This window comes from Streptomyces sp. NPDC054786, from assembly GCF_053611685.1.
In genome coordinates this window covers 1-24,184 of the sequence record NZ_JBSHAW010000062.1, presented here as the reverse complement: position 1 = coordinate 24,184, position 24,184 = coordinate 1, and the positions used below count along the sequence as shown (strand labels likewise).

Sequence of the window (24,184 nt, the reverse complement as noted above, 5' to 3'; positions counted from 1 at the left end):
GCGCCCGTGCCCCCGGGCGGGGCGGGAGAGCAGCCACCCCGAGCTCGGTCCGTATGGTCCGACCACACGCCCTGTGTGACATAGTTTTTGCAAGGGAGCATGAGGGCCGAGCCGGGGAGTGGTGGATGTCTGCCGAATGGCGACCTGTGCGGCAGTCGCGCACACATGAGCTCGTGCTGGAGCGCATCGAGGAGCGGGTGCTCTCGGGAGAGCTCAAGGCCGGGGACCGATTGCCGCCCGAGCGCGAGCTGGCACCGGTTCTCGGTGTCAGCCGTTCCGCGCTGCGCGAGGCGCTGCGGGTGCTGGAGACGATCGGGGTGCTGGTCGCGCAGGCGGGCCGGGGGCCGGACGCCGGGGCGCGGATCGTACGGAACCCGGACGACGCGTTGGGCCGGCTGCTGCGCCTGCACTTCGCTCTGGGCAGCTACCGTCTGCAGGACGTGCTGGAGGCCCGGGTGGTGCTGGAGCGTTCCAGTTTCGAGGCGGCCGCTGAGCGCGCCTCGGCGGAGGATCTCGACGAGGCCGAAGCGCTCCTGGTGCGCATGCAGGAGCCCGAGGTGGCGGTCGCCGATTTCAACGACCTGGACACCCGGTTCCATGTCGCCATCGCCCGTAGCTCGGGCAATCAGCTCACCTCCACCCTTACCTCGGCCGTGCGGGAATCGGTGCGTCCGCTGATCCTGCAGGCGCTGGAGACGGCGGAGGACTGGCCGGCCACGGCGGGTGCGCTGAACGCCGAGCACACCGAACTGCTGCGTCTGGTGCGTGCGGGCAAGGGCGCGAAGGCCGCCGACCTGGTCGAGGCACATATCCGTGGCTTCCACGGCACGTTGGTCGACGAGAAGCCACCGGCGGGCCAGGCGGACCAGGCGGACCAGGACGGCGAGGCGGGCCGGGAAGACCGGGCCGAGGCCGCAGACCGGTAGGCGGAAACCGAGGCAGAGCTGGGGTTGAGGCGGACCGGAGTCCGGCCCCCCATGGGGCGGGCGCGGAAATCTCGCCGGTGGGGGAGGGACGGGGTGACGGCCCGTCCCTCCCCCACCCCTACGGCAGCATCCAGGACAGCACCGGCAGCGACTGCAGAGAGACCAGTACGCACAGGACCGCCAGCATCGCGACGCTGTATCCGGCGACCTTGCGCAGCAGGATCCGCTCGGTGCCGGGCTGATCCACCGCGGTCGCCGCGATGGTCAGGTTCTGCGGGCTGATGAGCTTGCCGACGACGCCGCCCGTGGTGTTGGCGGCCACCAGCAGGGTCGGGTCGATGCCTGCAGCCTTTCCCGCGGTCTGCTGGAGCGTGGCGAACAGCGCGTTCGACGAGGTGTCCGAGCCGGTGACGGCGGTGCCGAGCCAGCCGAGAACCGGGGAGAGCACGGCGAAGAATCCGCCGGTGGCGGCGAGCCAGGTGCCGATGGCGAGGGTCTGTCCCGACTGGTTCATGACGTAGCTCAGTGCCAGCACGGTGGCGACCGTGGCAATGGCGATCCGCATGTTCCGCACGGTGCGCCCGGCGCACGACAGGCCCATGCGTGTGCTCATCGGGAAGCGGTCGGAGTCCTTCGCGCGGCTGTAGATCAGCATCACGAGGAGGCCGGAGAGGATGAGCAGGGAGCCCGGATTGCTCAGGACCTCCAGCTTGTAGACCGCGCCGGCCGCGGGGGAGCCGTCGGCGGCGAGGAGATTGCCGTACAGGCCGGGCCAGTTGAGCTGGAGGGTGCAGGCGCCGAGCAGTTTGGGCATGTCGAGTCCGCCGAGGTGGAGCTTGGCGAGGGCGAAGACCGCGATCACCAGGATGTACGGCAGGACGGCGAAGGAGACGCGGCGGCCGGTCAGCGGTTCGGCCTCGACCTGGGAGCGCTGGTCGTCCGGCGTCGAGGGGGACCAGAAGCGCAGCATGACCACGGCGGCGCCGAACGCGGCGAGCGCGGCGACGACATCGGTGAGCTCGTACGCGAAGTGGGCCGAGCACCAGAACTGGGCGAGGGCGAAGACGGATCCGGTGACCAGGGCGATGGGCCACAACTGCCGCAGCCCGCGTCGCCCGTCGACGATGAAGAGCAGAAGCTGCGGGACGAAGAGGGCGAGCAGCGGGCTCTGGCGCCCGATGACACCGGCGAGGTCCTCGGCCGGTATGCCGGTGAGGGTGCCGGCGGTGGTGATGGGGATGGCCATGGCGCCGAAGGCGACCGGTGCGGTGTTGGCGACCAGGACCGCCACGGCCGAGGTGAGCCGCGGCAGTCCGAGCGCCATCAGCATGGCGGCGGTGATCGCGATCGGGGCGCCGAACCCGGCGAGGGCCTCCAGGAGCCCGCCGAAGCAGAACGCGATCAGCATGGCCTGGATGCGCAGATCGCCGCGGCCGACGGAGTTGAAGGAGCGGCGCAGATCCTCGAAACGGTTGCTGACCACGGTGAGTTCGTAGAACCAGATGGCCGACACGACGATCAGCATCACCGGGAAGAGGCCGAAGGCCAGTCCCTGGGTGGCGGACAGGACGCCGAGCTGCAAGGGCATCCCGTAGCCGAGGACCGCGACGAGGAGCGCGGCCAGCAGGGCGCCGAGGGCGGAGTGCAGCGCGGGGCGTCTGGCCGCCAGCAGCAACAGGAAGAAGGTCGCCAGGGGGACCAGACCCAGCAGTGCGGTGGCGGTGAGGCTGTTCCCGACGGCGGCCACGTCGGGGGTGTAGGCCGCCAGGGCGGCCGGTGGTGTGGTGGCCACGGAGTCTCCTCATCGAGTTCTGCGCGCCGCCCGGCCTGTCGGATGTCCCGTCCCCGGCGATCGCGGCGCGCCCTGTGGCTGACGAATCGGCCCTCAGTAGCCCACTGAAGATGTCGCATGTCAATAAGGTCGGACCAAACTTCGCCCTTACTTTTCTCTTCGGTCTGAAGCGAGTATGGTCGGACCATAAGCCCCAGGGAGGCTCCATGCGCATCGCACTCTTCGCCACCTGTCTGGGAGACACGCTCTTCCCGGAGGCGGTGAAATCCACCGCGGTCCTGCTGGCCCGACTGGGCCATGACGTGGTGTTCCCGCCGCAGCAGACCTGTTGTGGTCAGATGCACGTCAACACCGGCTATCAGCGTGAGCCGGTGCCGCTGGTACGGAATTTCGCCGAGCAGTTCGGCGACCCGACGATCGAGGCGGTGGTGATGCCGTCAGGATCGTGCGCGGGATCGGTCCGCCACCAGCACGAGATCGTCGCCGAGCGGTACGGGGACGCCGCGCTGCGCGCCGGGGTCGCCACCGTGAAGACCAAGACGTACGAGCTGTCAGAGTTCCTCGTCGACGTACTCGACGCGACCGACGTCGGTGCGTACTTCCCCCACCGGGTGACCTACCACCCCACCTGTCATTCACTGCGGATGCTGCGGGTCGGCGAGAAGCCGCTGCGGCTGCTGCGCGCCGTCGAGGGCATCGACCTGGTGGAGCTGCCCGAGGCCGACGCATGCTGCGGCTTCGGTGGCACCTTCGCGGTCAAGAACGCCGAGACGTCCTCGGCGATGCTGCGGGACAAGACGGGCCACATCACCGGCACCGGCGCCGACGTGTGCACGGCGGGCGACTCGTCCTGTCTGATGCACATCGGCGGCGGTCTCTCGCGCCTCAAGTCCGGTACGCGGACGCTGCACTTGGCGCAGATCCTCGCTTCCTGCCGCACCGCGCCGTACGCCCTGACGGAGGCCGCCCGATGAGCAGCCCGACCGGCCCCTCGACGAGCGGCACCTTCCTGGGTATGCCCGCCGTCCCCCCGCGCTCCCCGCACGGAACGGGCCATCTGCGCGGCGAGCGCACCTTCCCCAAGGCCGCCCACGAAGGGCTGGGCAACGAGCAACTGCGCCGCAATCTGGGCAAGGCCACTCACTCCATCCGCGCCAAGCGCCTGGCCGTCACCGGCGAACTGCCCGACTGGGAGCAGCTGCGCGACGCCGGCTCGGCGATCAAGACCGACACCATGAACCGGCTGCCCGAGCTGCTGGAGCAACTGGAGCGGAAGGTCACCGAACGCGGCGGCACCGTCCACTGGGCCCGCGACGGCGTCGAGGCCAACGAGATCGTCACCCGGCTGGTCAAGCGGACCGGCAACGACGAGGTCCTCAAGGTCAAGTCGATGGCCACCCAGGAGATCGGCCTCAACGAGCACCTGGAGAACCAGGGGATCACCGCCCTCGAAACCGACCTGGCCGAGCTGATCGTGCAGCTCGCCGATGACCGGCCGTCGCACATCCTGGTTCCCGCGATCCACCGCAACCGCGAAGAGATCCGGGAGATCTTCCTTCGCCGGATCCCCGGCGTCGACCCCGCACTGGACGCCGCCCCCGCCGAGCTGGCGGCCGCGGCACGCGCGTATCTGCGCGAGAAGTTCATGACGGCCAAGGTGGCCGTCTCCGGAGCCAACTTCGGGATCGCCGAGACGGGCACCCTGTCGGTCGTCGAGTCCGAGGGCAACGGCCGGATGTGCCTGACCATGCCCGAGACGCTGATCACCGTCATGGGCATCGAGAAGCTCCTGCCGCGCTTCCAGGATCTCGAAGTCTTCCTTCAGCTGCTCCCGCGGTCCTCGACCGGTGAGCGGATGAATCCGTACACCTCGCTGTGGACGGGGGTGACGCCGGGCGACGGCCCGCAGGAATTCCACCTCGTGCTGCTCGACAACGGGCGTACGGCCGCGCTCGCGGACACGATCGGGCGCGAGGCGCTCAACTGCATCCGCTGCTCGGCCTGCCTCAATGTCTGCCCGGTGTACGAGCGGACCGGCGGCCACGCCTACGGATCGACCTACCCCGGCCCGATCGGCGCGGTGCTCACCCCGCAGCTCGCCGGCATGCATGCGGCCAAGGACGATCCCAACAGCTCCTTGCCGTACGCCTCCACGCTGTGCGGAGCCTGCTTCGACGCCTGCCCGGTGAAGATCGACATTCCGTCGCTGCTGGTCGAGCTGCGGCACCAGCACACCGAGCAGTCCGGAACGACCGCCGAGAAGCTGGCGATGAAGGCCGCGGCCGCCGTCATGAAGCAGCCGAAGCTGTTCACGGCCGCACAGAAGGCGGCGGGACTCGGGCGCGTGCTGGCGGGGCGGGACGGCACGTTCTCCCGTCTGCCGCCGCCGCTCCACGGCTGGAGCGACAGTCGCGACACCCCCGCCCCGCCCAAGCAGTCCTTCCGCTCCTGGCTCGCATCGGCCGAGGGCGCGGCCACGATGCGGGCGGCGGCGGACGAAGGCGCATGGCACACCGACGACGATCCGCAGGAGGCGCCGTGACCGCGACCGCACGTGAGACGGTGCTCCGACGCGTCCAGGACGCCCTGGCCCTCTCCCGCCGGCCCGAGGTGAGCGTTCCCCGCGCCTACCGCACCGGGAGCTCCCTCCCCGACGGAGAGCGACTCGCCCTCATCGTCGACCGGCTCGTCGACTACCAGGCACAGGTGCGCACCTGCACGGCCGACGCCACCGCGGCGGTGATCGCCGAGGTGCTCCATGCGCGCGGGGCGCGGAGGATCGGGGTACCTCCGGGACTCGATCCGGCCTGGCTGGCCGGTTACGACGGGGAGACCCTGACGGACTCCCCGGACATTCCGGTGCCCCTGCTCGACGTCCTGGACGGCGTGGTGACGGCCTCCGCCGTCAGCTGCGCCGAGACCGGCACGATCTTCCTGGACGGCGCCGCGGCGGACCAGGGACGGCGCGCACTGACACTCGTCCCCGACCTGCATGTGTGCGTCGTCGACCTGTCGTCGGTGCGGACCGGTGTGCCGGAGGCGGTGGCACAGCTCCTGCCGGAGCACCCGATCACGCTGATCAGCGGCCCCTCGGCCACCTCCGACATCGAGCTTGAGCGCGTGGAGGGCGTGCACGGCCCCCGCACCCTGGAGGTGGTGATCCGTACCGACGTGTGAGCGGTTCCGGTACGCCGCACAGCGGCCGGACCTCCGTCCCCGGCTGATGGCCCGCCCAGCGTGTAACCTGCGCATACAGCTTGTATGCAGTCGGTGCGGGATGTCACGAGTGGGGGAGAGCGGGCGATGCAGTCGGGGCGCGAGAAGGCCTACGCGTATCTCAAGGACAGCGTGCTGACCGACCCGGAGATGCAGGACCGGTTCCTGTCCGAGCAGGAGATCGCGGACCGGATCGGCGTCTCCCGCACTCCGATCCGCGAGGCCCTGCTGCTGCTCGCCGCCGAGGACCTGGTGCGGCTGGTGCCCAAGCGCGGCGCGCATATCGCCCCGCTGTCCGGCCGCGAGATCAGGGACCTGATGGAGATGCGCGGCCTGATCGAGCGCTTCGCCGCGGAGCGCACGACGGAGCGGGGCACCGCACCCCTCGACGAGATGGCGGACATCCTGGCCCACCAGGACACCCTGCGGGGCGAGCACACCACCAAGGAGTTCATCGCCGCCGACCACCGCTTCCACGCCACCCTCGTCGCCGCCGTCGGCAACACCCTGATGAGCCGCCAGTACGACGCCCTGCGCAGCCGCCAGATCAGGGCCGGCGTCCTCGCGCTCTATCGCTCGGGCAACCGCCAGGACGAGGTGCTCGCCGAACACCGGGAGATCCTCGACGGCCTGGTGGCGGGTGATGCCGCGGCCACCTGTGCGGCCATCGACAGCCACATCCGGGCGACCCAGCGCATCCTCCTGGCCGCCTGATCCCCGCGGCCGGGCCCTACAGCCGCCGGTTGTCCAGCACCGCCACGGCCCGCCTGACCCGGGCGGCCTCCTCGGCGTCCACGTCCCCGACCAGCAGGTCCGCGGTGCCGCCCAGCTGTCCGCGGACGGTCCCGTCGGGGCCGATCAGCGCGCTGTGCCCGACACCGTTCGGTGCCTTGGTGGGTGCTTCCGGATCGGCCTGCGGATCCGGGGCGGCCTGGCCCACGGCCGCCAGCCAGACCGTCGCGTCCAGGGCGCGCGCCCGCACCAGCAGGTCCCACTGCGCGCGCTTGCCCGGTCCCGCGCCCCAGGAGGCGGGCAGCACCGATACCGTCGCCCCCGCGTCCGCATGCGCCCGGAACAGCTCGGGGAACCGCAGGTCGTAACACGTCGCCAGGCCCACCCGGACGCCGTCGACATCGATGGTCACCACCCGAGTGCCCGCGGCGACCGTGTCGGACTCCCGGAACCCGAACGCGTCATACAGATGGATCTTGTCGTAGGACTCCTCGACCCCGGGTCCGGTGGCCAGCAGGGTGTTGGCCACCCGCCCGTCGGGCGCGGGCGTGAACATGCCCGCCACCACCGTCACCCCCGTCTCCCGGGCGACCGCTCGCACCCCCTCGGCCCACGGCCCGTCCAGCGGCTCGGCCACCGGAGCCAGCGGTACCCCGAACCGCACCATGGCCGCCTCGGGAAGGACCGCCAGCCGGGCCCCCTCGCGCGCCGCGTGCCGGACCTGGTCCTGGACGTCCGCGAGGTTCTCCTTCGGATCGGTCGATGCCGTCATCTGGCACAGCGCGATGCGCATACGGATCTCTCTTCTCTCGTTCCGGTCGGTGTCGTCGGGACCCGGTCGCGGGCCGGCCGCCTCAGATGCCGGACGCACCCGAGGTCATCCTGCCCGCCGGCTGCCCGGCGCCGTGCGCCAGGCGGGTGTACTCCTCGTCCTCATCGTGCGCCGGATCCCGTCCCAGCAGCACGCCCACGATGGTGACCACGGCGGTCCCGGCCAGGTACAGCGCCAGGGGCAGCCAGCTGCCGAACGAGCCCAGCAGCGCGGTGAACAGCAGTGGCGCGACGGCCCCGCCGATCACCCCGGCCAGCGTGTACGCCAGCGAGGAGCCGGTGTAGCGCAACCGGGGGGTGAACTGCTCGGCGACGAACGCGGCCTGCGGCCCGTACAGCAGGGAGTGGATCGCCAGCGCCACCACCACGCCCAGCACCAGCAGCCCCCACGAACCACTGTCCGCCATGGGGAAGAACACAAACGGCCACACCGCCGCCGCGACCGCGCCGGCGAGATACATCCGGCGCCGGTTCCAGCGGTCCGACAGCGCCCCGGCCAGCGGGATCAGCACGATCTGCAGCGTCGAGCCGATCAGTACGGCCGCCAACGCCTTCCCCCGTGGCAGGCCCAGCTGCTCGGTGGCGTAGGTGAGGACGAAGACGGTGAACATCGCATAGAGCACGTCCGGCGCGACCCGGCTGAGGATCGCGGCCGCCAGGGCCCGCGGCTGGGTCGTGAACACCTCACGGATCGGCGCCTCGGGCCGGCTGCCGCTCGCCTCCATGGCCCGGAAGACCGGGGTCTCCTCCAGCCGCATCCGGATCCACAGCCCGAAGACCACCAGGACACCGGACAGCAGAAAGGCGATCCGCCAGCCCCAGGCCAGGAATTGCTGCTCCGTCAGGAGCGCGCCGAGGGTCGCCAGCACACCGTTGGCCATCAGATTGCCGGCGGGCGGGCCGATCTGTGCCGCCGAGGCCCAGAAGCCGCGCCTGCGGGTATCCCCGTACTCACTGCTCAGCAGCACGGCGCCGCCCCACTCGCCGCCGACACCGACGCCCTGGGCGAAGCGCAGCAGGACCAGCAGCACCGGCGCGGCCGGGCCGATGGTCGCCTGGGTGGGCAGCAGGCCGATCAGCAAGGTCGCGGTACCGATCAGCACCAGCGTCGCCACCAGCACCTTCTTGCGGCCGATGACGTCCCCGAGCCGCCCGAAGAGGAACCCGCCGATGGGTCGCGAGACATAGCCGACGGCATAGGTGGAGAACGCCAGCAGGGTGCCGGTCAGCGGGTCCGCCGACGGGAAGAAAAGCTTGCCGAAGACGAGCGCCGACGCGGCCGAGTAGACCGCGAAGTCGTACCACTCCAGCGAGGTGCCGGTCAGGCTGGCGACGAAGGCGCGCACCAGCGCACCACGGTCGGGGCGGGGTGCCTTGCGGAGCTGCGCACCGCGGTGTTCTTCGTTGTCCATGGGTCAGGGCCACCTCGGAATCGGTTGCTGCACTGCAGGGCATACTTGCTGTATACAAGGCGTATGCGCAACCCTTCCGGGGGGCGAATTTACTTCCGCGCAACCCACTGTGACCTGGAGGAACCATGGCCGCTCTGACCTTCGAGCTCCCTGACGGCACGCAGCGCAGGGTCGAGGTGTCGAGGCTGCTCAACGCCGGGTACGCCGGCCGCAGTCAGGACGATGTGGCCGCCCATGTCGCGGAACTGGCCGAACTCGGCGTGCCCGCACCGTCCACCGTCCCCGCCCTCTACCCGGTCGCGCCCTACCTGGGCCAGCAGACCGCTCAGGTGCCGGTGCAGCACGCCCGTACCTCGGGCGAGGCGGAGTGGGCGCTCGTCGTGGACGACACCGGAGATCTGCTCCTCACCGCGGCCTGCGACCACACCGACCGCGCACTGGAGGCGCATGGCGTGGCCTGGAGCAAGAACGCCGGACCCGATGTGCTCGCCCGTACGGCATGGCGACTGGCCGAGGTCGCCGACCGCCTCGACACCCTGACCCTGCGCGCGTGGGTGACCCCCGTCGGCGGCGGCGAGGAGGTCCTCCTGCAGGACGGCACGGCGGGCGAGCTGCTCACCCCCGGCTACTGGACCGAGGTCCTGCGCGAGCGCGGCGATCTGCGGCCCGGCACGGTCCTGATATCGGGAACCATCCCGATGCGCGAGGGTGTCGACCAGTTCGCGGCCCGCTGGCGTGTCGAACTCGCCGACCCGGCCACCGGCCATGTCATCGAGCTCGCCTACGACGTCGTCCCGATGCCGGAGCCGATCGGCTGACCGGCGCCGTGCACACCGGCAGCCCGTCCACGACCGCGGGCCGGGCGGGCACCCCGAAGGGGGCGCCTGCCCGGCCCGTACGGGAGCGGGTCCCGGAACTGCCGCGGTCCGGCCAGGCTCAGACGGTGGCCACGGCACCGCCCGTACCGGCGATTTCCTCCGGGCGCAGCAGGGCGGCGAGCCGGTCGGCCGGGAGCAGCCCCTGCTCCAGGACCAGTTCGGCGACGCCGCGCCCGGTGGCGAGCGCCTCCTTCGCGATCGCGGTGGCGGCGGTGTAGCCGATGTGCGGGTTGAGCGCGGTGACCAGCCCGATGGAGTTCTGCACACTTGCGCGCAGCGTCTCCGTATTGGCGGTGATGCCCGAGACGCAGCGCTCGGCGAGGGTGCGGCAGGCAGCCCCGAGGTGGGTGATGCTCTCCGAGAGGGAGTGCAGGATCACCGGCTCGAAGGCATTGAGCTGCAGCTGGCCCGCCTCGGCGGCCATGGTGATGGTGACGTCGTTGCCGATGACCTCGAAGGCGACCTGGTTGACGACCTCGGGGATCACCGGGTTGACCTTGCCGGGCATGATGCTCGAACCGGCCTGTACCGGCGGCAGATTGATCTCCGCAAGGCCCGCGCGCGGGCCGGAGGAGAGCAGCCGCAGATCGTTGCAGCTCTTGGAGAGTTTGACGGCGACACGCTTGAGGACACCCGACAGATGGACGAACGCCCCGCAGTCCTGGGTGGCCTCGACGAGGTTGGCAGCGGTGACCAGGGGCAGGCCGGTGAGGGCGGCCAGGTGCTCGCGGGCCGCTTCGGCGTACCCCTTGGGGGCGTTGAGACCGGTGCCGATGGCGGTGGCGCCGAGGTTGATCTCGTGGATGAGCAGGACGGCCTCCGCCAGCCGGCTCTGGTCCTCCTCCAGCATCACCGCGTACGCCGAGAACTCCTGGCCCAGGGTCATCGGCACCGCGTCCTGGAGCTGGGTGCGCCCCATCTTGAGGATGTCGCGGAACTCCTCGGCCTTGGCCGCGAAGGCCTCGCGCAGCACGGTCATCGCATCGAGCAGTTCCCGCACGGCGATGATCGTGGCGACATTCACGGCCGTCGGGTAGACGTCGTTCGTCGACTGGCTGAGGTTGACGTGCTCGTTGGGGTGCAGATGACGGTAGTCGCCCTTGTCGTGGCCCAGGATCTCCAACGCCCGGTTGGCGATGACCTCGTTGGCGTTCATGTTCGTCGACGTGCCGGCACCGCCCTGGATGACATCGACGATGAACTGGTCGTGCAGCTGCCCGTCGGCCCGGATGTCCCGGCAGGCGGCGGCAATCGCGTCGGCCCGCTCCCGATCGAGCAGCCCGAGGTCCTGGTTGGCCCGGGCCGCGGCCTCCTTGACGGCGGCGAGCGCATTGATCAGGTGCGGGTAGGCGGCGATGGGCGTACCGGTGATGGGGAAGTTCTCCGCGGCGCGCAGGGTGTGCACGCCCCAGTACGCGTCGGCGGGTATCTCGCGGTCGCCGAGCAGATCGTGTTCGCGGCGGTGGCCGGCGGCAGTCATGGTGCAGGTGGTCCTTTGTGAGCTGGGGGAGGAGTGCCGTGTACTGACGCAGCGTCAGTTGTGGTGCGGAGTCAGCGCCTCCGTCGCCCGTAGCGTCCCGACCGGTGCGCCACCGCCGATGACGGGGGTGGCGGCGAAGGGGGCCAGGACGGCGGGGTCGACCCCGCAGTGCGCCAGGGCCGCCGCCGTGACCGGCATCCGGGCGCGGTCGGCGCCGTCGGCTATCTTCACGCCGACCGCCCGCCCGTCCGGCAGCGCCGCGATCTGTACGCCTTCGAAGCCGTCCTTGGCGAGCAGACCGGGCACCGCCCGCACCAGGCGGGCAACGTCCCGGCCGCTGCCGGAGACCATCTCCGGGTGCTCGCGCATGGCGTGTGCGACCCGGCCCTCGTCGGTGCCGGAGGCGGCCGTCGCCAGCCGGGCGGCGGCCCGTGTCAGACCGTGCAGGGACACCGAGAACAGCGGAGCGCCGCAGCCGTCGACCGTGACCCGCGCGATGCCCTGGCCGGTGAGGTCCTCCACGGTGGCGGCGAGCTCCCGCTGCAACGGGTGCCCGGGGTCGAGGTAGTTGTCCGGGCACCAGCCCCGGGCGCGGGCCGTCAGCAGCATGGCCGCGTGCTTGCCCGAGCAGTTCTGCGCGAGGCGGGTGGGCCCGAGGCCGCGGCGGAGCCACTCGTCCCGTACGTCCGGGCCGTACGGCAGATCGGGGACATTGCGCAGCTCGTCCTCGGCGATCCCGGCGGTGGCCAGGATGCGCCGGGCGGTGGCCAGATGCCGTTCCTCACCGGAGTGGCTGGCCGCGATGAGGGCCAGCGCCTCGTCGTCGAGCGGCGGCAGCCCCGCGCGCAGCAGACCGACCGCCTGGACCGGCTTGAGCGCCGAGCGCGGGTAGAACGCGGCCTCGATGTCGCCCGCCTGGAATTCCACGCCCCCGTCGGCCGCCAGCACCACGACCGAGCCGTGGTGGACGCCCTCGACGAGTCCTCCGCGCACCACATGGGCGACGGGGACGTGGGCCGGTTCGCGGACCGCGGGTGGTTCGCCCGGAGCGCGGTGCGGCGGCAGGGTGGTGCTCTGACTCATGATCAGTTCTCGGTACTTTCGCTGCTGTTGGGGTCTTCGGGGTGCGGGGTGCGGGCCGCGCTGCCGGTGCCCGCCGTGAGGCCGGTGCCGTCGGCGGCCGTCTGCCCGTCGCTGTCGCGCGCCGCCGCGTCCCGGAGGGTGCCGACCCGGCCCCGTACCAGGAACCAGCCCCCGATCAGCGCGGCCGCGACCGCGGGCAGCGACAGCACGGTCGTACGGCCGGCGCCGCCGTCGGCCCACATCAGCACCAGGACGAAGGCCAGGAAGGCCAGCGTCACGATCTCGGTCCAGGGCGAGCCGGGGAGCCGGTAGCCGGGGCGGACCAGCAGCCCGGCCTGGGCCTTCCGCCAGAAGAGCAGATGGCAGACCATGATCATGGCCCAGGTGCTGAGGATGCCGATCGCCGCGAAATTCAGCACGATCTCGAACGCCTCGCTCGGCACGATGTAGTTGAGGCCCACGCCCAGGACGCAGACTCCCGACGTGAGCAGAATGCCGCCGTAGGGGACCTGGCTGCGGCTCATCACCCCGGTGAACCGCGGCGCGGAGCCGGACATCGCCATCGAGCGCAGAATGCGCCCGGTCGAGTAGAGGCCGGAGTTGAGGCTGGACATCGCGGCGGTGAGCACGACGAGGTTCATCACACCGCCCGCGGCCGGCACCCCGACGTTGGACAGCACGGTGACAAAGGGGCTCTCGCCGGCCGAGTACGAGCTCCAGGGCAGCAGCATGGCCAGCAGGACCACCGAGCCGACGTAGAACAGCGCCACCCGCCACATGATCGAGTTGATCGCCCTGGGCATGATCTTCTCCGGCTCCGCGGTCTCGCCGGCCGTGACACCGACCAGCTCGACCGAGGCGTAGGCGAACACCACACCCTGGATGACCAGCAGCATCGCCAGTGTCCCGGTCGGGAAGAGCCCGCCGTGGCCGGAGATCAGCGCGGGCCCGGGGGAGTGGCCGGCGACCGGATGCTGGGTGACCAGCAGGAAGATGCCGATCAGCATGAAGGCGACCAGCGCACCGACCTTGACGATCGCGAACCAGAATTCCAGCTCACCGAAGATCTTCACGGAGATGAGGTTCACGGTCAGCACGACCGCGAGCGCGATCAGCGCGATCACCCACTGCGGCACATCGGAGAACATGCCCCAGTAGTGCGTATAGGTCGCCACCGCCGTGATGTCGGCGATCCCGGTGGTCGCCCAGTTCAGGAAGTACATCCAGCCCGCGACGAACGCCCCCTTCTCACCGAGGAATTCCCGGGCGTACGACACGAACGCACCCGAGGACGGCCGGTGCAGCACCAGCTCACCCAGGGCGCGCACCACGAGGAAGGCGAACAGCCCGCAGAGTGCATACGCCACGGCCAGCGACGGCCCGGCGTCGGCGAGCCGGCCGCCGGCGCCGAGGAACAGCCCGGTGCCGATCGCCCCGCCGATCGCGATCATGTTGACGTGCCGGGACGTGAGGGACTTCTGGTACCCGGCGTCACCGGCATCCACATGCCCGCCCGATATCCGTTGCGCGGCGTCCCGCCCCGCTTCCTGTTGTTGCTGCCGTTCCGCCTGCCGGAGGGATTGCTCGCTCACGCGTGATCCTCGTCTTCCGTGGAGGGGGTCGTACGGTGTGGCGGCCGCACGATGGTGGTCAGCGTCGTCTCGACGCGTGCGAGGTGGTGCGTCATGGCTTCCACCGCGTCGTGCTCGGAGCTGTCGACAAGTGCCTCGACGATCGCCCGGTGCTCCCGGTTCGACTGCTCGCGCCGCCCGCCGAGCTCATTGAGGAAGGCCGACTGGCGGGCCAGCGCATCGCGGATCTCCTCGATGACTCTGCGGAAGACCGGATTGCGGGCGGCCTGGGCGACGGCGAGATGGAAGAGGGAGTCCATCGCCACCCATGCGGTGGTGTCGGTCTCCTGCTCCATCCGCTCCAGCAGATGGGTCAGCTGATCGAGGTCCTCCGGCGTCCGGCGCAGCGCCGCGTAACCGGCCACCGGGATCTCGACGTGACGGCGCACTTCCAGGAGGTCGCTCGCCACGTAGTCGCCGAAGGTCGGGTCCGCCACCGCGCCGTCGGAGACGACGAAGGTGCCCTTGCCGGTACGTGAGACGGTCAGGCCCATGGTCTGGAGCGCGCGCAGCGCCTCCCGGAGCACGGGTCTGCTCACCTCCAGCCGCCGGCAGAGCTCCGCCTCCGAGGGGAGCTTGTCCCCGACCGCGTACTCGCCCCGCTCGATGGCGCCGCGCAAGTGGTGCAGGACGGCTTCCATCGCGCTGATCCGCCGGGGCACATCGCCAGCTGTCTGGCTGTCTGACAGGTTCACCCCGGGATCGTCGGACCCGGCCGGGGGAGCTGTCAAGGGGTGGGGCGCAGATGATTCCTCTGGGCCGGCACCCGGACCTGGTCCCGGACCTGCGCCGCATCCGGTCCGGACCCGGTCCCGGGGCGCCTCGCGCCCTCGCCCCTACGTCCCCCGCGCCGCCGTGTGACGAGGCCGCTATTGCGGGTGCGGCGCCGCCTCGTCACACGGTCCGCTGCCGCGGAAGTCCAGCATGTAGAAGACCTTGTCGTAGCGGCGTCCGCCCATCGCGACGAAGCCGGGGAGACGGCCGTACTCGCGGAAGCCGAGCGACCGGTAGAGCTCCAGCGCCCTGGTGTTGTCGCCCCGGGCGTCCAGGGTGAGGACCTCGATCCCGGCTTCCCGGGCGTCCTCGACCAGGCCGGTGGCCAGCGCCCGGCCGACCCCGCGGCCATGGGCCTCGGACGCCACGGCGAGCTTCTCCAGGTCCGCGTGCTGCCGATTGGTCGCACGGGCATAGCGCAGCCAGTACCCCAGCCCGACCAGCCGGCGGCCGGCGTACGCCGCACGCAGCGCCCCGTCCCCGGCCCGCGCGGCGCGCAGCACACGGTCGACGAGCTCCGCCACCTCGTCCGCCGGGGGCGGCTCGGCCCAGCCCAGCGGTGCGCCGCCGCGGACCAGGTCCGCCAGGATCCGGTGTGCCGACGCGGCGAAGGCGGCCGCCGGCTCCGGATCGGCGGACAGCTGTATCGCGTCGAGGATGTCGAGCCCTGGGCCCGTCCCGCCGGTCGTCGCTCCATTCATGATCGGCAGCCTACGGTGTGGCCGCACGTCCCGTCCGGCCCGTGGCGGTACCCGGTCCGCTGAGCGCGGTGGCGGGTGAGCTGCCGGGCCGCGGTGGCCGTACGGACCGCCGCGCGCAGGTCCGTTCAGTGGGTGCTCGCCCATCGGTAGCGGTGTTCGGGGCGTCCGGTGTCGCCGTATTTGAGGGTCAGGATGATGTGGCCGCTGCGTTCGAGGTGTTTGAGGTAGCGCTGGGCCGTGGAGCGGCTGACACCGGCGCGTTCGGCGACCTCGTGGGCGGACAGCGGGTGCCCGGCCGCACCCAGGACCCGGCGGATCAGATCGACGGTCGCCGCCGAGTGGCCCTTGGGGAGCTCCGTGTGCGGGGCGTCGGCGGTCCGGAAGGCGCCGAAGATCCGGTCCACCTGTTCCTGGCCCGCCTCACCGCGGCCACCCACCCCCTCCACGGTCCGGCGCAGCGCGGCATAGCCTTCGAGCTTGGCGCGCAGTCCGGAGAAGCCGAACGGCTTGACGAGGTATTGCAGCGCACCACAGCGCATCGCGTCCTGGACGGTGGCGACATCACGGGCCGCCGTCACCATGATCACGTCGGTGCGGTGGCCGAGCTGCCGCAGCCGTCGCACCAGCGCCAGGCCCGTTTCGTCGGGCAGATAGTGGTCGAGCAGCACCAGATCGACAGGGGCGCGCTCCAGGGCGGCCAGCGCCTGCGCGGCGGTGTGGGCACGGCCGGTGACCCGGAAGCCGGATACCTGGGAGACATACGCGGCATTGATCTCGGCGACGTGGAAGTCATCGTCCACGACCAGGACATCGATCATCGTGCTGCTCCGCTCGGCAGGGGTCTTCGCTCCGGCGGCTCCGCTCGCCCGCCGCACTCCGGCCGTCGTGGCGCTCCTGTCACCGTGCTTCTCCCTTCACCGTGGCTCTCCCGCGGCCGTGAGCTGATGCCCGCGCGAGTCGTCCTGCCGGGCGAGCGCCTCCGGCAGGACGACGGTGAAGACCGCGCCGCCGCCCGCGCGGGCGGTCACCCGGGCCATCCCGCCGTAGCGCTCGGCGAGCCGGCGCACCAGCGCCAGGCCGATGCCCCGGCCCCGGTGGAAGGCCACCGGGCGCGCGGCCGGCCGGGCTCCGGCGGCGGACGGGGCCTCCTTGGTGGACCAGCCCTCGGCGAAGATCCGCTCCCGTAGCGGCGGCGGCACCCCCGGCCCCGTGTCCGAGACCCGCAGTACGGCGGTGGTGCGCTCGGCCCGCAGTTCGACCTCGACGAACGGCTCGTCGCAGCGGCGCTCCCCGGTGGCGTCCAGCGCGTTGTCGATGAGATTGCCCAGCACGGTCACCAGGTCGCGCGGATCGACCACCGCATCGGGCAGCAGCGTCGCGGGCGACACCCGCAGTGACACCCCGCGTTCGGCCGCGATGGCGGCCTTGCCGACGAGCAGCGCGGAGAGCAGCGGATCGTGCACCCGCTCCGCGATCTGTTCCGCGGAGGCCCGCTGCGCACTGGCCACTTCGCTGACGAACTCCACCGCCTTGTCGTGCCGGCCGAGTTCCAGCAGCCCGCGCACCGTGTGCAGCTGATTGGCATGCTCGTGGTCCTGGGCCCGCAGCGCGTCCAACAGCCCCTGGGTACTGTCCAGTTCACGGCCGAGCAGCTCCAGCTCGGTGCGGTCCCGCAGGGTCACCACCGCCCCGCCGTCCGGGGTCGGCATACGGTTGGCGACCAGCACCCGTCCGCCGCTGACGGCCAGCAGATCCGCGCCGTCCACCCGCCCGGCCAGCACATCCGTCGTCCGGCCCGGCGGCAGCACCTCGTCCAACGCCTGGCCGGCGGCCCGGGTATCCAGGCTCAGCAGTCGCGCGGCCTCGTCGTTGACCAGCCGGATGCGGCCGCGCCGGTCGAAGGCGACGACACCCTCACGGATGCCGTGCAGCATCGCCTCCCGCTCGTCGAGCAGTGCGGAGATATCGGCGAACGCCACACCGTGCGTACGGCGTCGCAGTCTGCGGGAGAGCACGACCGCGGCCAGTACGCCGACGGCCAGCGCCGCGCCCGCGTACCGCAGCAGCCCGGGGATGGTGCCGAACAGCCGACCCCGGACACTGTCGTAGGCGATACCGACCGACACCGCGCCGACGATCCGGCCGCGGTCGTCGCGCAGCGGCACCTTGGCTCGGGCCGACCGCCCCAGCGTGCCGGTGTCGATCTGCCGCACCTGCCGTCCGGCGAGGGTCCGGCTCGGGTCGGTGGAGACGTGCCGGCCGATCTCGTCGGTGTTCGTGTGCGACCAGCGCACGCCGCGGGTGTCCATCACGACGATGTACAGCGCGCCGGTCGCGGTGCGGATCCGTTCCGCGTCGGCCTGCACCGGACCGTGCGCCGTCGGCCCGGTGGTGACCAGCTCCCGGGCGAGGTCCGGGTCGGCGGCGGTGGTCTGGGCGATGGACAGCGCCCGGCGCATCGCCTGGTCGTCCAGCTCGGAGCTGAGCGGGGCGAGGAACAGGCCGGTGGCGAGCACCATGACCCCGGTGGTCAGGGTGACTTGTGCGGTCAGCACCTGCGCAAAGACCCGTCGGGGCCAGCGGATCCGCATGGGGTCTCCCTTGTCTCCGGCCCCCGCACCCTTGCGGAACCGAATCTTCCTTTTTACCTCGCGGTGCCCGCACCGTAAGCCGTGAGTGAGCGGAGGCGCACCCCCTGGTGACGACTTAGCCGTTCTAGCGTGAGCAAAATGAGCACAACAGGGCTTGCGCGCAGAAAGGTGGCTTGCGCCCACAAGGCTGCCGCTGTGGCCCGGATCACTTCTAGCCTCCCCAGCCATGAACAGCCACACGAGCCCCGCTATCGAACTACGGGGTACGAGCAAGGCATTCCGGACTCCCTCGGGGGCGCTGCACACCGCCGTCCGGGATCTGGATCTGGTCGTCGAACGCGGGGAGTTCGTCGCGGTCGTCGGCCCCACCGGGTGCGGTAAGTCCACCACGCTGACCCTGGTCAGCGGCCTGGAGGAGCCCACCGAAGGCGAGGTGCTGGTCGCCGGTGAGCCGGTCCGCGGCATCGGGGACAAGATCGGTTTCGTCTTCCAGCAGGACGCGGTCTTCCCCTGGCGCACCGTGCTGTCGAATGTGATGGCCGGTCCCCGGTTCCGCGGTGTACCGAAGGCCGAGGCCAGGCAGCGGGCACGGGACTGGCTCGCCCGGGTCGGGCTGGCGGCCTTCGAGGACCGCTATCCCCACCAGCTCTCCGGCGGGCAGCGCAAGCGCGTCGCCCTCGCCGCGACCTTCGTCAACGACCCCGAACTCCTGCTCATGGACGAGCCGTTCTCCGCCCTCGATGTGCAGACCCGGGCGCTGATGTCGGACGAGCTCTTGGAGCTGTGGTCGGGGACCGGCGCCTCCGTCGTCTTCGTCACCCACGACCTGGAGGAGTCCATCGCCCTCGCCGACAAGGTCGTGGTCATGACCGCCGGCCCGGCCACCGTCAAGGAGGTCTTCGAGATCGATCTGCCGCGCCCCCGCAAGGTCGAGTCGGTCCGTCTGGAACCGAGGTTCATCGAGATCTACCGGGAGATCTGGTCCTCGCTCGGCGAAGAGGTCCGGATCACCCGCGAGAGGGGTGCCGCAGATGTCGCCTGAGACCGTGACCCCGGTCAAGTCCCCGGCCGGAGCGGACCGTACGGACCGTTCGCAGGCCAGGGCGCGGGCTGCGCGCCACCACAGGATTCTGGTCCACGGCACCCGGGTGCTGCTGCTCGTCGTCCTGATCGGACTGTGGGAGTGGCTGGCCCGCGCCGCCGTCATCGATCCCTTCAACTTCTCCATGCCCTCCAGGATCTGGAACCAGATGAGCCAGTGGGCGCTGCACGGCACCCCGCAGGGCTCGCTGTGGGAGCAGATCTGGTACACGCTCTACGAAGCGCTCCTCGGCTGGGTCATCGGCGTGATCGGCGGTGTGGTGCTGGGGATCGCGCTCGGCCGGATCCGCTTCCTCGCCGAGGTACTCGGCCCGTACATCAAGGTGCTCAACGCACTGCCGCGCATCGTCCTCGCCCCCATCTTCCTCATCTGGTTCGGCCTCGGACCGGCCTCCAAGGTCGCCTCCGCCGTCGTCCTCGTCTTCTTCCCGGTCTTCTTCAACGCCTTCCAGGGCGCACGGGAGGTCGACCGCAACCTGGTCGCCAACTCCCGGATCCTCGGCGCGAGCAACCGCCAGGTCACCCTGCAGGTGGTGATCCCCTCCGCCACCTCATGGATCTTCACCAGCCTGCATGTCAGCTTCGGCTTCGCGCTGATCGGCGCGATCGTCGGCGAGTACATCGGTGCCACCAAGGGCCTCGGCCTGCTGGTCGCGGCGTCCCAGGGCACCTTCAACGCGGCCGGTGTGTACGCCGCCATGGTGATCCTCGCCGTCGTCGCCCTGCTCGCCGAAGGGCTGCTGGCCTTCCTCGAACGCCGGCTCTTCCGCTGGAAGCCGGCCGATGCCGGCGACGGCCGCTGAACCCCGCCCCACCGACCCCTTTCCACCTCACAAGGACGTGACCATGCATACCTCACGGAAGATCTCGGCCGCCGTGGCCGCCGCCACCCTCGCCCTGACCACCCTCACCGCCTGCGGCGGCTCCTCGGCCGCCGGCTCCGACGATGCGAACGGCAAGGTCAAGATCATGGTGGGCGGCCTCGACAAGGTCATCTATCTGCCCGCGAGACTCACCCAGCAGCTCGGCTACTTCGAGGACGAAGGCATCCACGTCACGCTGCTGACCGAACCGGCCGGTGTGCAGGCCACCACCTCGCTGGTCTCCGGCGACGTACAGGGCGTCGTCGGCTTCTACGACCACACCCTCGATCTGCAGGTCAAGGGCAAGCAGGTGGAGTCGGTGGTCCAGCTCGCGCACGCCCCCGGCGAGGTCGAAGTCGTCTCCGACAAGGCGTCCGGCGGCCTCACCTCCGCCAAGGATTTCAAGGGCAAGAAGCTCGGCGTCACCGGCCTCGGCTCCTCCACCGACTTCCTGACCAAGTACCTCGCGGTCAAGAACGGTGTGCAGACGAACGAGTTCACCCCGGTGGCGGTCGGTGCCGGCCAGACCTTCATCTCGGCCCTCCAACAGGGCTCGATCCAGGGCGGGATGACGACGGACCCGACGGTCGCGCAGATCCTGGACAAGAAGCTCGGCAAGGTCCTCATCGACATGCGCACCCCCGAGGGCTCGAAGAAGGCGCTCGGCGGCCCCTACCCCTCGTCCAGCCTCTACATGAACACCGACTGGGTGAACAGCCACAAGGAGACGGTGCAGAAGCTGGCCCGCGCCTTCGTGAAGACCCTCAAGTGGATGTCCACGCACACCGCCGAGCAGATCGCCGCGAAGATGCCGTCCGACTACGCCCAGGGCGGCAAGGAACTGTACGCCCAGTCGATCAAGGCCACCCTGCCGATGTTCACCAAGGACGGGGTGATGCCGGCCGACGGCCCCGCCACCGTCGAACGCGTCCTGAAGGCCTTCAACCCCAACCTCAAGAACGCCACGGTGGACTTGAAGAAGACCTACACCACCGAATTCGTCAAGAAGTAGGGCCGGCTCGCGGACGGCACCACGGCACGGCTCATACGAAGTTGATCCCCGCCCGGTCCAGCAACGGATCGTCCACCAGCTGCCACAGCGGTACGGCGACATTGCCGCCGCCGTAGCGGCCGCCGAACTGCAGGCCCAGCACACAGTGGTGGTCGGTGAGGTCGATGACGGGTGAGCCGCTGTTGCCGCCCAGCGGGGAACAGCCGTGCCTGACGACGTTCCGGCCCGGCACCGGCTCCGTGGCGGTGCCGGGCCGCAGCCCTTTGACGGGGTAGATGTCCATGAACATCCGGCCCATCGACTCCGGTTCGTTGCGCCGGCCGTCGTGCGCCGGGTAGTCGCCGCGCCGTGCCGTCCCGGTCTCGGCGTGGACACCGGGACCGGTACTTGCGCCTCCCGCCGCTCAGCTGTGCTGGAGCACGATGTCGTCGTGCGAGGCGAGCCGTCTCCAGCGTTCCCCCGGGGCGCGTACGGCGGGCAGCAGGTCGGCGGCGGGGAGGGGCCCCAGGTTCAGCGAGGTGAGCTCGACGACATGCGCCACCGGCACCTGGAACGTCCGGAACGCGCCCAGGGGCGGCGGCGCCCCCGGCGTCGCGCCGGCCAGGGCCCGCTCGGCGTCCCGGGTCAGTTCCGGGCTCTGGTCGAGGACGAAGGCCGTCGCCGCCAGCGAGCCGTCCCGGAGGAACGCCACCACTTTCCAGAAGCGCATCGGTACTTGGACGCCCCGGTAGGGCGGGTCCGAGTCGTGCAGTACGGGCCCGGTCAGGACGGCCAGCTTGCGGTCGAACCGGGCGACGCCGTCGAGCAGATGGTTCTCCAGCCCCTGCCAGACCTGCTTGCCCTGGTTGAACACATCCGCCTGCGGGGCGGCGTTCGTGAAGTGGAAGGTGTCCGCATTGGCCTGGTGCGCCTCCGCGGCCCCACCCCACACGGGATCGAGCCGGCGCACCAGATGCCCCTTGTCCAGGGAGTTGTCGCGGTACACCTCGTTGCCGGTCTGCCGGTCCTCGCCCAGCCGCGGATCGAACTGCCAGCCGCTCTCCCGCGGCACCTGCTCCACCAGACGCCCGCCGTCGATACAGACCGCGGCGGCCGCCGCCATCCGCCGGTCCGGGCGCAGCACCACGGTGAAGTGGGTGTAGGGCAGCACCACCGTCTCCACCGCGGGGCTGCTGGGCATCGGCAGCGGCACGGGCACTCCGAGGAAGTGCTCGTCATAGCCCGCACGGTCGGCCATGGACTGCCCGGCCGCCGTCCCGGCCACCGCCCCTCCGGCCCATGGGGAATCGGATGGGATCATGCGGTAACCGCTTCCCGGTGGCGCGGACCGCCGATCGGCGCCCGCGCCGAAGCCACTCGAACAGCCGGGCGCACCTCCTCGCTCCGCCCGCGGGGGTCCGGTCGGACCTACTCGGCGGGGTAAATGTCTCCGCTGGCCATACCGCTTTCCTGCTCACTCTGGGACCGGAGCCTGAGGGCCTTCTCCTGGAGCCGCTTCCGCTCCTCCGGGTCGCCCGCGCGTTCCGCGGCCGCCTGCAATTCCTGGGCCTTCTCGCGCATCTGCTGGATGCGTCCGCGTGATTCTCCTGTTGCGCTCATGATCTGTCCTTGGACGGTGTATGGAGAGCTGCCTTACCAGCGAATCAGGCTCGGCGGCGCTCGGCACCTCGAAGAGCTACGCCCCGTGAGGGCGGCTGCCCGACCGTAATCACCGGGAAGAACGGGTGGCGCCACACCACGTTCCGGCGGGTCCGCGGAGCCGTCCGGAGCCCGCCGAGCGCGGCCGGGCCGCGCCGTCGAGGACCGATCCGCTGCCGTCGATCCGAGTCCCCGCCCGGCGCCCGCTGATCCGGTCCGCCGATATGCGACCGTCGAGCGCGGCACGCCCGGGCGTACCGGCGTGTCTCCACCGGATGGCCTTCCTGAATGGCGGGGGCACACGGAAGGGACGTTGGCTGAAGCTCAGCACTCTCAACGTCCGCCGAGTGTCAGCGCTTCTGGTGTTTGACGCTCCCCTCGTTCAGTGGAGTCCCTCCATGACATCCGAACCAGCACTTTGTGGGGGCGACGCCGGACTGTCATCGACAGAACCCGGCGAGCACTTTCCGCCCATGACCCCTGAGAACAGCTCGGCCCACACACTTCTGTGGGAGGCAGTCACCCATCGGCCCCTGGAGGAAGTCGCCGCCCTGGTGGAACTGCTCCAGCGCAGCGGCGACGTTCCCAACCCCGGGGACGAAGCCCTGCGCATGGCGGTGGTTTCCCGGCCGGTGAGCGAGGTCGCCGCGCTCTTCGACATGCTGCGGGCGACCCCGCACACCGCAGAGTCGAGCTATGAGGCGCTGCGCGCGGTGGCCGTCGACCGGTCCGTCGAGGAGGTGGCGCAGCTGATCGAGCTGTTCGACCGTACGAAGAACGGCGGCGCCGGTTTCCAGGGCATGGCCGATCACTTCCCGCCCGGACCCGGTGACCCCGGCGAGCCCGAACCCACCGCGTCCATGCATGTGCTCGACCCTGATGTCCGCCCCTTGGGCCGCAACGGGCAGCCGATCCCCACCGCACACCGCGAATCCGTGATGAGCCAGCCGCCCCAGCGCACGCCCTGGTCCCAGCGCCCCCCCGGCGCCATGCCGCACGGCGCCCCGCCGTGGGCCTCCCCGGCCGATGCATCGGCCCGGCAGCAGCCGGGATACGCGGTCCCCGGTGTGCTGCGGTCCGTACTGCGCTGGCCCGCCGCCGCGGCCCTGGCGCTGTGCGGTCTGAGCCATCTGCCGGTGAACTCGTCGCACCTGCAGGGCGCCCAGGCGGCCGCCGGGCTCTCGATGGCCATCGCCGTCGTGTACCTGCTGCTGGCCGGCTGGCTGGCGATGCGCGACACCGCCCTGGTCTGGACCGTGAGCGCTGCCGCGGCGATGATCATCATCGCCCTGCACGCGCTGTCCCGGGCCGGCGTCTTCGCCCCCCTGGGCAGCGGCCTGGGAGACGCGGGCATGTGGCCCGAGCTGCTGGCGGTGGGACTGGCGGTGGTCAGCGCCGGACTCGCGGGCGCGGCGCTGCTCTTCCGCCCGCGCCAGGCAGGTCCGGCCGCCGCGCGCGCCTAACGGGCGACGGCGCAACGGCCGCCAAGGGCGCGGGCCGAGACCCAGGTCAGGGTCTCGGCC

23 protein-coding genes are annotated in these 24,184 nt (G+C 71.0%); 10 read left to right on the top strand and 13 right to left on the bottom strand.

Features of this window, described 5'->3' with window-relative positions; all coding sequences use genetic code 11:
- The first annotated feature begins 125 nt into the window (after positions 1-125).
- Positions 126-926, top strand: coding sequence for a FadR/GntR family transcriptional regulator (locus tag ACWGI6_RS35140; protein WP_453271259.1), 801 nt, complete (start codon positions 126-128; stop codon positions 924-926).
- A gap of 118 nt (positions 927-1,044) precedes the next feature.
- Here ACWGI6_RS35140 and ACWGI6_RS35135 read toward each other — a convergent pair whose 3' ends face one another.
- On the bottom strand, positions 1,045-2,718 hold the full coding sequence (locus ACWGI6_RS35135) for an L-lactate permease (protein ID WP_453271258.1): 1,674 nt from the start codon (positions 2,716-2,718) through the stop codon (positions 1,045-1,047).
- 206 nt (positions 2,719-2,924) lie between these two features.
- On the opposite strand from ACWGI6_RS35135, the gene ACWGI6_RS35130 reads away from it, so the two are divergent.
- From ACWGI6_RS35130 to ACWGI6_RS35115, 4 genes are all read left to right on the top strand, one after another.
- Positions 2,925-3,692: a (Fe-S)-binding protein gene (locus ACWGI6_RS35130; RefSeq protein ID WP_453271257.1), complete on the top strand. Its 768-nt coding sequence runs from the start codon at positions 2,925-2,927 to the stop codon at positions 3,690-3,692.
- On the top strand, positions 3,689-5,260 hold the full coding sequence (locus ACWGI6_RS35125; RefSeq protein WP_453271256.1) for a LutB/LldF family L-lactate oxidation iron-sulfur protein: 1,572 nt from the start codon (positions 3,689-3,691) through the stop codon (positions 5,258-5,260). The genes ACWGI6_RS35130 and ACWGI6_RS35125 overlap by 4 nt, the downstream gene beginning before the upstream one ends.
- The gene (locus tag ACWGI6_RS35120; RefSeq protein WP_453271255.1) at positions 5,224-5,895 is read left to right on the top strand and encodes a LutC/YkgG family protein; all 672 of its coding nucleotides are present in this window, start codon (positions 5,224-5,226) and stop codon (positions 5,893-5,895) included. The genes ACWGI6_RS35125 and ACWGI6_RS35120 overlap by 37 nt, the downstream gene beginning before the upstream one ends.
- 126 nt (positions 5,896-6,021) lie before the next feature.
- Positions 6,022-6,648 (top strand): GntR family transcriptional regulator, encoded by a 627-nt coding sequence (locus ACWGI6_RS35115; RefSeq protein ID WP_453271270.1) that lies wholly within the window; start codon positions 6,022-6,024, stop codon positions 6,646-6,648.
- Positions 6,649-6,664: 16 nt separating this feature from the next.
- Here ACWGI6_RS35115 and ACWGI6_RS35110 read toward each other — a convergent pair whose 3' ends face one another.
- Together ACWGI6_RS35110 and ACWGI6_RS35105 are read right to left on the bottom strand one after the other, a co-directional pair.
- Positions 6,665-7,459: a carbon-nitrogen hydrolase family protein gene (locus ACWGI6_RS35110; RefSeq protein ID WP_453271254.1), complete on the bottom strand. Its 795-nt coding sequence runs from the start codon at positions 7,457-7,459 to the stop codon at positions 6,665-6,667.
- A gap of 61 nt (positions 7,460-7,520) precedes the next feature.
- A complete protein-coding gene (locus ACWGI6_RS35105) occupies positions 7,521-8,843 on the bottom strand; it encodes an MFS transporter (RefSeq protein ID WP_453271269.1) in 1,323 nt (440 codons plus the stop codon).
- 191 nt (positions 8,844-9,034) lie between these two features.
- Between ACWGI6_RS35105 and ACWGI6_RS35100 the strand changes: the two genes are divergently transcribed.
- A complete protein-coding gene (locus tag ACWGI6_RS35100) occupies positions 9,035-9,727 on the top strand; it encodes a DUF2848 domain-containing protein (protein WP_453271253.1) in 693 nt (230 codons plus the stop codon).
- 118 nt (positions 9,728-9,845) lie between these two features.
- On the opposite strand, the gene aspA is transcribed toward ACWGI6_RS35100, so the two are convergent.
- The 7 genes from aspA to ACWGI6_RS35065 form a co-directional block, all read right to left on the bottom strand.
- A complete protein-coding gene (gene aspA / locus ACWGI6_RS35095) occupies positions 9,846-11,267 on the bottom strand; it encodes an aspartate ammonia-lyase (RefSeq protein WP_453271252.1) in 1,422 nt (473 codons plus the stop codon).
- A 54-nt stretch (positions 11,268-11,321) separates the two neighbouring features.
- Positions 11,322-12,350, bottom strand: a complete 1,029-nt coding sequence (locus ACWGI6_RS35090) for an asparaginase (RefSeq protein ID WP_453271251.1) — start codon at positions 12,348-12,350, stop codon at positions 11,322-11,324.
- A 2-nt stretch (positions 12,351-12,352) separates the two neighbouring features.
- The gene (locus tag ACWGI6_RS35085) at positions 12,353-13,942 is read right to left on the bottom strand and encodes an amino acid permease (RefSeq protein ID WP_453271250.1); all 1,590 of its coding nucleotides are present in this window, start codon (positions 13,940-13,942) and stop codon (positions 12,353-12,355) included.
- Complete coding sequence (locus tag ACWGI6_RS35080; protein WP_393904391.1) at positions 13,939-14,676, bottom strand: FadR/GntR family transcriptional regulator; 738 nt, start codon at positions 14,674-14,676, stop codon at positions 13,939-13,941. Before ACWGI6_RS35080 ends, ACWGI6_RS35085 begins: the two co-directional genes overlap by 4 nt.
- A 174-nt stretch (positions 14,677-14,850) precedes the next feature.
- On the bottom strand, positions 14,851-15,456 hold the full coding sequence (locus ACWGI6_RS35075; protein WP_453271249.1) for an N-acetyltransferase family protein: 606 nt from the start codon (positions 15,454-15,456) through the stop codon (positions 14,851-14,853).
- 125 nt (positions 15,457-15,581) lie between these two features.
- Positions 15,582-16,274 carry a response regulator gene (locus ACWGI6_RS35070; protein ID WP_453271248.1) on the bottom strand — a complete coding sequence of 231 codons (693 nt, stop codon included), beginning with the start codon at positions 16,272-16,274 and terminating at the stop codon, positions 15,582-15,584.
- A gap of 96 nt (positions 16,275-16,370) precedes the next feature.
- The gene (locus ACWGI6_RS35065; RefSeq protein WP_453271247.1) at positions 16,371-18,047 is read right to left on the bottom strand and encodes a sensor histidine kinase; all 1,677 of its coding nucleotides are present in this window, start codon (positions 18,045-18,047) and stop codon (positions 16,371-16,373) included.
- 226 nt (positions 18,048-18,273) lie between these two features.
- On the opposite strand from ACWGI6_RS35065, the gene ACWGI6_RS35060 reads away from it, so the two are divergent.
- From ACWGI6_RS35060 to ACWGI6_RS35050, 3 genes are read left to right on the top strand one after another with little or no spacing between them, the layout of a single operon-like run.
- A complete protein-coding gene (locus tag ACWGI6_RS35060) occupies positions 18,274-19,089 on the top strand; it encodes an ABC transporter ATP-binding protein (protein ID WP_453271246.1) in 816 nt (271 codons plus the stop codon).
- Positions 19,079-19,951 carry an ABC transporter permease gene (locus tag ACWGI6_RS35055; protein WP_453271245.1) on the top strand — a complete coding sequence of 291 codons (873 nt, stop codon included), beginning with the start codon at positions 19,079-19,081 and terminating at the stop codon, positions 19,949-19,951. The genes ACWGI6_RS35060 and ACWGI6_RS35055 overlap by 11 nt, the downstream gene beginning before the upstream one ends.
- Positions 19,952-19,994: 43 nt before the next feature.
- Positions 19,995-21,023, top strand: a complete 1,029-nt coding sequence (locus tag ACWGI6_RS35050) for an ABC transporter substrate-binding protein (RefSeq protein WP_453271244.1) — start codon at positions 19,995-19,997, stop codon at positions 21,021-21,023.
- Between the two features lie 31 nt (positions 21,024-21,054).
- Here the strand turns inward: ACWGI6_RS35050 and ACWGI6_RS35045 are convergent, their stop codons facing one another.
- From ACWGI6_RS35045 to ACWGI6_RS35035, 3 genes are all read right to left on the bottom strand, one after another.
- Positions 21,055-21,321: a hypothetical protein gene (locus ACWGI6_RS35045; RefSeq protein WP_453271243.1), complete on the bottom strand. Its 267-nt coding sequence runs from the start codon at positions 21,319-21,321 to the stop codon at positions 21,055-21,057.
- A gap of 105 nt (positions 21,322-21,426) precedes the next feature.
- Positions 21,427-22,323, bottom strand: a complete 897-nt coding sequence (locus ACWGI6_RS35040; protein WP_453271242.1) for a DNA/RNA non-specific endonuclease — start codon at positions 22,321-22,323, stop codon at positions 21,427-21,429.
- 107 nt (positions 22,324-22,430) lie between these two features.
- Positions 22,431-22,622, bottom strand: a complete 192-nt coding sequence (locus ACWGI6_RS35035; RefSeq protein WP_393904400.1) for a DUF6381 family protein — start codon at positions 22,620-22,622, stop codon at positions 22,431-22,433.
- A 512-nt stretch (positions 22,623-23,134) separates the two neighbouring features.
- Between ACWGI6_RS35035 and ACWGI6_RS35030 the strand changes: the two genes are divergently transcribed.
- Positions 23,135-24,124 (top strand): hypothetical protein, encoded by a 990-nt coding sequence (locus tag ACWGI6_RS35030; RefSeq protein ID WP_453271241.1) that lies wholly within the window; start codon positions 23,135-23,137, stop codon positions 24,122-24,124.
- Positions 24,125-24,184: the final 60 nt, after the last annotated feature.

Excerpts from the sequence above, each read along its gene's own strand:
- ACWGI6_RS35060 (WP_453271246.1), top strand. The coding sequence starts at position 18,274 with ATGAACAGCCACACGAGCCCCGCTATCGAACTACGGGGTACGAGCAAG.
- ACWGI6_RS35045 (WP_453271243.1), bottom strand. The coding sequence starts at position 21,321 with ATGGGCCGGATGTTCATGGACATCTACCCCGTCAAAGGGCTGCGGCCC.
- ACWGI6_RS35100 (WP_453271253.1), top strand. The coding sequence starts at position 9,035 with ATGGCCGCTCTGACCTTCGAGCTCCCTGACGGCACGCAGCGCAGGGTC.
- ACWGI6_RS35050 (WP_453271244.1), top strand. The coding sequence starts at position 19,995 with ATGCATACCTCACGGAAGATCTCGGCCGCCGTGGCCGCCGCCACCCTC.
- ACWGI6_RS35075 (WP_453271249.1), bottom strand. The coding sequence starts at position 15,456 with ATGAATGGAGCGACGACCGGCGGGACGGGCCCAGGGCTCGACATCCTC.
- aspA (WP_453271252.1), bottom strand. The coding sequence starts at position 11,267 with ATGACTGCCGCCGGCCACCGCCGCGAACACGATCTGCTCGGCGACCGC.
- ACWGI6_RS35035 (WP_393904400.1), bottom strand. The coding sequence starts at position 22,622 with ATGAGCGCAACAGGAGAATCACGCGGACGCATCCAGCAGATGCGCGAG.
- ACWGI6_RS35140 (WP_453271259.1), top strand. The coding sequence starts at position 126 with ATGTCTGCCGAATGGCGACCTGTGCGGCAGTCGCGCACACATGAGCTC.
- ACWGI6_RS35055 (WP_453271245.1), top strand. The coding sequence starts at position 19,079 with ATGTCGCCTGAGACCGTGACCCCGGTCAAGTCCCCGGCCGGAGCGGAC.
- ACWGI6_RS35120 (WP_453271255.1), top strand. The coding sequence starts at position 5,224 with ATGGCACACCGACGACGATCCGCAGGAGGCGCCGTGACCGCGACCGCA.
- ACWGI6_RS35090 (WP_453271251.1), bottom strand. The coding sequence starts at position 12,350 with ATGAGTCAGAGCACCACCCTGCCGCCGCACCGCGCTCCGGGCGAACCA.
- ACWGI6_RS35070 (WP_453271248.1), bottom strand. The coding sequence starts at position 16,274 with ATGATCGATGTCCTGGTCGTGGACGATGACTTCCACGTCGCCGAGATC.
- ACWGI6_RS35110 (WP_453271254.1), bottom strand. The coding sequence starts at position 7,459 with ATGCGCATCGCGCTGTGCCAGATGACGGCATCGACCGATCCGAAGGAG.
- ACWGI6_RS35030 (WP_453271241.1), top strand. The coding sequence starts at position 23,135 with ATGACCCCTGAGAACAGCTCGGCCCACACACTTCTGTGGGAGGCAGTC.
- ACWGI6_RS35115 (WP_453271270.1), top strand. The coding sequence starts at position 6,022 with ATGCAGTCGGGGCGCGAGAAGGCCTACGCGTATCTCAAGGACAGCGTG.
- ACWGI6_RS35040 (WP_453271242.1), bottom strand. The coding sequence starts at position 22,323 with ATGATCCCATCCGATTCCCCATGGGCCGGAGGGGCGGTGGCCGGGACG.
- ACWGI6_RS35065 (WP_453271247.1), bottom strand. The coding sequence starts at position 18,047 with ATGCGGATCCGCTGGCCCCGACGGGTCTTTGCGCAGGTGCTGACCGCA.
- ACWGI6_RS35130 (WP_453271257.1), top strand. The coding sequence starts at position 2,925 with ATGCGCATCGCACTCTTCGCCACCTGTCTGGGAGACACGCTCTTCCCG.
- ACWGI6_RS35125 (WP_453271256.1), top strand. The coding sequence starts at position 3,689 with ATGAGCAGCCCGACCGGCCCCTCGACGAGCGGCACCTTCCTGGGTATG.